The 5,563-nt window shown below is 69.1% G+C and carries 6 protein-coding genes and 1 pseudogene; 6 read left to right on the forward strand and 1 reads right to left on the reverse strand.

Annotated elements, in window-relative coordinates; genetic code table 11:
* The 3 genes and pseudogenes from ER13_RS15675 to ER13_RS15685 form a co-directional block, all read left to right on the forward strand.
* Positions 1–288, forward strand: a pseudogene (locus tag ER13_RS15675) (hypothetical protein); the annotation flags it as partial.
* On the forward strand, positions 281–811 hold the full coding sequence (locus tag ER13_RS15680) for a methylated-DNA--[protein]-cysteine S-methyltransferase (protein ID WP_231492572.1): 531 nt from the start codon (positions 281–283) through the stop codon (positions 809–811). The pseudogene ER13_RS15675 and the gene ER13_RS15680, both read left to right, overlap by 8 nt.
* A gap of 65 nt (positions 812–876) precedes the next feature.
* Positions 877–1,275: a host attachment protein gene (locus ER13_RS15685; RefSeq protein WP_008259789.1), complete on the forward strand. Its 399-nt coding sequence runs from the start codon at positions 877–879 to the stop codon at positions 1,273–1,275.
* 58 nt (positions 1,276–1,333) lie between these two features.
* Here the strand turns inward: ER13_RS15685 and ilvA are convergent, their stop codons facing one another.
* Positions 1,334–2,848, reverse strand: coding sequence for a threonine ammonia-lyase, biosynthetic (gene ilvA, locus ER13_RS15690; RefSeq protein WP_035310759.1), 1,515 nt, complete (start codon positions 2,846–2,848; stop codon positions 1,334–1,336).
* A gap of 208 nt (positions 2,849–3,056) precedes the next feature.
* Between ilvA and nadA the strand changes: the two genes are divergently transcribed.
* From nadA to ER13_RS15705, 3 genes are all read left to right on the forward strand, one after another.
* Positions 3,057–4,136: a quinolinate synthase NadA gene (nadA, locus tag ER13_RS15695; RefSeq protein ID WP_035310761.1), complete on the forward strand. Its 1,080-nt coding sequence runs from the start codon at positions 3,057–3,059 to the stop codon at positions 4,134–4,136.
* Positions 4,137–4,158: 22 nt separating this feature from the next.
* Positions 4,159–5,049 (forward strand): metalloprotease, encoded by an 891-nt coding sequence (locus ER13_RS15700; RefSeq protein ID WP_155988180.1) that lies wholly within the window; start codon positions 4,159–4,161, stop codon positions 5,047–5,049.
* Positions 5,049–5,563 (forward strand): FAD-dependent oxidoreductase (locus ER13_RS15705; protein ID WP_155988181.1); only part of this gene is annotated, 515 nt, incomplete at its 3' end. The genes ER13_RS15700 and ER13_RS15705, both read left to right, overlap by 1 nt.

The following is a 5,563-nucleotide window of genomic DNA, read 5'->3' on the forward strand; positions in this document are numbered from 1 at the left end:
ATGCCTAGACAATCAACGCCGATGACCCTGACCCTGGATCGGATCGCCTCGCCGGTGGGCGAGGTGCTGGTGGCGACCGACGCCGAGGGGGCGGTGCGGGCGCTGGATTTCCATGATTATGAAGACCTGAGGCCGGCGGGCGACTGGATCGACGCCGGAGAGGATGCGCCCAGCGACCGGCTTGCGACCGTGGATACGGCCCTGGCGGCGCGGGCCGAAGCCTGGCGCCCCTGGCGCGCCTATGGCGCCCTGTACTGGAACCGTGTGACGGAGACGGCCGATGCCTAGACAATCAACGCCGATGACCCTGACCCTGGATCGGATCGCCTCGCCGGTGGGCGAGGTGCTGGTGGCGACCGACGCCGAGGGGGCGGTGCGGGCGCTGGATTTCCATGATTATGAAGACCGGATGCGCCGGCTGCTGCACCGCCACTACGGCCCAATCGAACTGGTCGAGGGGCGGGCGCCGGAGGCGGTGCGTCGGGCGGTCGAAGCCTATTTCGGCGGTGATCTGGCGGCGTTCGACGCGGTGGTGGTCAAGACCGGCGGCACCGTGTTCCAGCAGGCGGTGTGGGCCGCGCTGCGGGCCATTCCGGCGGGGGAGACGCGCAGCTACGGGCAGCTGGCGGCGGCGATCGGATCGCACAGGGCGGTGCGGGCGGTGGGTCTGGCCAACGGCTCCAACCCGGTCGGGGTGATCGTGCCCTGCCATCGGGTGATCGGGGCGAACGGGACCCTGACCGGCTATGCGGGCGGGCTGGAGCGGAAGCGCTGGCTGCTGGCGCACGAGGCCGGCGGCCGGCTGCTCTGATCGGCGAGGCAACGGCATCGGTCCCCGACCGTTACCCAAGTCCACAGACCGAAAGAGTATCGACGATGAAACTATCCAATGGCGCCCTGGTGGCGGTGGTCGACGGCGAGAAGTTGGTCCTGTTCAAGAACACGAACGCCCAGGAAATCCGGCTGTCGCCGCTGGAAATTCCGGCGATGGAGGATCGGGTTTCCGGCTCGTCCGGCCGCCGGTCCAGCGAGGCCAACCCGGACAACGACACCCAGGCCGAGGACGGTTTCGCCATGGGCGTGGCCGAGGTTCTGAACAAATGGTCGGTCACGAACAAGATCGACGAACTGCTGGTGATCGCGGCGCCCAAGACCCTGGGGGAACTGCGCAAGCACTGGCACAAGGATCTGGAATCCAAGCTGGCCGGCGAGATCGCCAAGGACCTGACCGGCCACTCCAGCGACCAGATCGCGGCGGCGATCGAAAAGGCCTGAGCTGAATCAGGGCGGGTTTGAGGGCGGCGGCCGGAGACGGCCGCCGCCCTTGGCGTGTCTAGACGCCGTCCAGGAACAGGCGGCAGGCGGGGTTGGCGGTTTCGTCGACGTAGGGGTAGCCCAGGTCGGCGAGGGCGGCGGACAACTGGGCCTGTTCTTCGGGCGGGACGCTGACGCCCGCCAGCACCCGGCCGACGTCGTCGCCGTGGTTGCGGTAGTGGAACAGGGTCAGGGCCCAGGCGGGCTGGAGGCTGTTGAGGAAGCGCAGGAAGGCGCCGGGCCGTTCGGGGAACTGGAAGCGCAGGATGCGTTCGTGGGGCAGGCCGACGGTGCGGCCGCCGACCATGTAGCGGACGTGCAGTTTGGCGGTCTCGTTGTCACTCATGTCCTCGACGGCGTAGCCGCCGGAACGGAGGGTCGCGATCAGGTCGTCGCGCTCGTGCGGGCCGTTGCGCAGGGCGACGCCGACGAAGATCTGTGCGTGGCCGTCGCCGGACCAGCGATAGTTGAACTCGGTCACCGAGCGGCCGTCGAGACTGTCGAGGAAGCGGCGGTAGTCGTCGCGGTCGTCCTTCATGGCCACGGCCAGCAGGGCCTCGGCGCCCTCGCCGATCTCGGCCCGTTCGGCGACGTGACGCAGACGGTCGAAGTTCAGATTGGCGCCCGAGTTGATGGCGATCAGCGTGCCCGCGCCGGGGTGGGCGGCCGCCCAGGCCTTGAGGCCCGCAAGCGCCACGGCGCCCGAGGGTTCGGCGATGGCCCGGCTGTCGTCGAAGATGTCCTTGATGGCGGCGCAGATGGCGTCGGTGTCCACCAGGACGATCTCGTCCAGCAGATCCTTGCACAGGCGGAAGGTGTGATCCCCGGCGCGGCGCACGGCGACCCCGTCGGCGAACAGGCCGACCTCGTTCAGGGTCACCACCTCGCCGGCGTCGATGGCGGCCTTCATGGTGGGGGCGTCGACGGGCTCGACGCCGATGACGCGGGTGTCGGGGCGCAGGAACTTCACGATGGCGGCGACCCCGGCGGCCAGGCCGCCGCCGCCGATGGGCACGAAGACGGCCTCGATGGGGTCGGCGTGCTGGCGCGCGATCTCAAGCCCTACAGTGCCCTGACCGGCGATCACCTCGGGATCGTCGAAGGGGTGGATGAAGGCGGCGCCGGTCTGGCTTTCCAGATGGCGGGCGTGGGCGTAGGCCTCGTCGAAACTGTCGCCGTGCAGGACCACTTCGCCGCCCAGGGCGCGGACGGCGGCGACCTTGATGCCGGGGGTGGTGGTCGGCATGACGATGACGGCGGGGACGTTGCGGCGGGCGGCGGCCAGGGCCACGCCCTGGGCGTGATTGCCGGCCGAGGCGCAGATGACGCCCCTGGACAGCTCGGCCTGCGACAGGCCGGCGATCTTGTTGTAGGCGCCGCGGATCTTGAACGAAAACACCGGCTGCAGGTCTTCGCGCTTCAGCAGCACGGGGCGGTCCAGCCGCGCCGAGAGGCGACGCAGCGGATCGAGGGGCGTTTCCTCCGCCACGTCATAGACGCGGGCGGTGAGGATGCGGCGGATGGTGTCTTGCATCAAAATGTCGGTCGAGGCGTGGGTGAGGAAATGAAGTCGCCGTTCGTCTAGGCGATTTTGCCCCATTTGTGAAAGGTTCGTGCGCTCAAGACGGCGAGTCTCCCGTGCTTGGCGGGGACGCGATGATTTCTCTTGCGCGCGGCCCCCATCGGCCTACATTGGATGTGCTTATGCTAACTTTGAGCATAAGGGTCGATAGGAGAGGCTCATGGCGGACGGCGCCTTTGGTCTGACGAAGGAACTGGAGCGGGAGACCGCCGGGGTGTGGGCGAAGGTCAAGGACCATGTCACGCCGCTGGAGTGGCCCGAACAGGCGCGGCTGATCAGCGAGATCAACCGGCTGAAGCGCGAGCGCGACGCCGTGATCCTGGCCCACAACTATATGACGCCCGAGATCTTCCATGGCGTGGGCGACTATGTCGGCGACAGCCTGGGCCTGGCCAAGGAGGCCGCGCGGTCGGATGCGAAGGTGATCGTCCAGGCGGGCGTGCATTTCATGGCCGAGACCTCGAAGATCCTGAGCCCGGAAAAGACCGTGCTGATCCCCGACCTGCGGGCGGGCTGTTCGCTGGCCTCGTCGATCACGGGGGCGGACGTGCGGCTGATCAAGTCGCGCTATCCGGGTCTGCCGGTCGTGACCTATGTGAACACCACGGCCGATGTGAAGGCCGAGACCGACATCTGCTGCACCAGCGCCAACGCCGTTCAGGTGGTCGAGTGGGCGGCCAGGGAATGGGGCGTGGACCGGGTCATCCTGATCCCCGACGAATATCTGGCGCGCAATGTGGCGGCCCAGACGACGGTCGGGATCATCGCCTGGAAGGGCCGCTGCGAGGTGCACGAACGGTTCACGGTGGACGACATCGCCGAGATGCGCGCCGCCTATCCGGGGGCGGAAATCCTGGCCCACCCGGAATGCCCGGAAGACGTGCTGGCGGCGGCGGACTTCGCCGGTTCGACGGCGGCCATGACCGACTATGTCGAGGCGCGTCGGCCCAAACAGGTGGTGATGATCACCGAATGCTCGATGGCCTCGAACGTCGCCGGCGACGTGCCGGGGGTGCAGTTCATCGGCCCGTGCAACCTGTGCCCGCACATGAAGCGGATCACGCTGCAGAACATCCACGACTGCCTGCTGCACATGCAGTTCGAGGTGACGGTTCCGGCCGACATGATCGAACGCGGGCGGCTGGCGGTGCAGCGGATGATCGACCTGCCGCCGCCCGCCGTTCCGGCGCGCTATGACCTGGTCAAGGCGCGGCATCACGTCGATGTGGAGCTGATCTGAGCGAGACGCGGCGATCGGTCCCGTGGTCGGGACCGATTGCTGCGCCCATCTGGACGCCATGAGCAATATCGACACCCCGAACCGCACGCCCGATCGCATCCCCGGCCCCTGGGATCCCAAGCCCGAGGACCCGGCCGTGCGCGCCGCCCCTGCAGCCCCGGCCGAGATTCCGGTCGAGAAGGATCAGAGCCTGGTCTGGGCCCTGCTGTCCACGGCCCTGATGGGCGGCTTCCTGTGGTGGATCACCGGCAGCGCCATTGTGGCGGGCGCCGTGCTGATCGGCCTGTTCGTCCATGAGGCGGGGCACGCCCTGGCGATGAACCGGATGGGGATGGGGCCGGCGCGGATTTACATCATTCCCTTCCTGGGCGGACTGGCCAAGGCGCGGCGGGAGCCGAAGAGCGAATGGGACGGGGTGCTGGTTTCGCTGGCGGGCCCGGCGTTCGGTCTGTTGGCCATGATCCCGTTTGTCGGGGTGTGGATGGCGACCGGGCAGGGCGAATGGCTGATGGGCGCCTTCTTCATCGCCATGCTGAACCTGGTGAACCTGGTCCCGGCGCCGCCTCTGGACGGATCCAGGGCCCTGGGGCCGGTGCTGACGCGGGTGCATCCGCGGCTGGAGCAGATCGTGCTGCTGGTGATCGGCGTGGCCGTGGTCTGGTGGGGACTGTCCACCGGGCGGTTCATCCTGGCCGCCTTCCTGGCCCTGTCGGTCTTCGCCCACTTGAAGCGCGGCGTCTGGCGCGCGGCCTGGGGCACGCTGAGCTGGCCCGAGGCGGGCAAGAGCCTGGTCCTGTACCTGCTGACCCTGGCCGTCTGCGCGGCGGCGGCCCTGGGCGCATTGCTGCCCATGGTCGGGGGCGATCCGGCCGGGGCGGTGAGCCTTGGCCTGAACTCTCTTGGAGTGCGCTGATGAACCGAACGCGACATGACGGGCCCTTGGTCGTCGGCGCCGGTCTGGCGGGCCTGTCGGCCGCGCTGGAGGCGGCGCGGGCGGGGGCTGAGGTTCTGGTGCTGACGCCGGAGCCCTTGCTGAACGCCTGTTCGTCCGCCTGGGCGCAGGGCGGTATGGCGGCGGCCCTGACGGCTGTGGATTCGCCGGAACTGCATGCGAAGGACACCGAGGCGGCGGGCGCGGGTCTGGTCGAGCCGACGGCGACGCGGGCCCTGACCGATGCCGGGCGCGAGACGGTGGAATGGCTGGCGGCCCTGGGCGCGCCGTTCGACCGGGATGCGGACGGCGGCTTCGTGGTCAGTCTGGAGGCCGCCCATTCGGTGGCGCGGGTGGCGCGGGTCGGCGGCGACGGAGCCGGGCGGGCCATCCTGTCGGCCGTGGTGGCGGCCGTGCGGGCGGAAAAGCGGATCACGGTCTGGGAAGACGCACGGCTGAAGGCCCTGTTGCTGGACGCCGACGGCCGGGTGGTCGG

The sequence above is a fragment of the Brevundimonas sp. EAKA genome, assembly GCF_000698025.1.
Lineage (GTDB): Bacteria > Pseudomonadota > Alphaproteobacteria > Caulobacterales > Caulobacteraceae > Brevundimonas > Brevundimonas mediterranea_A.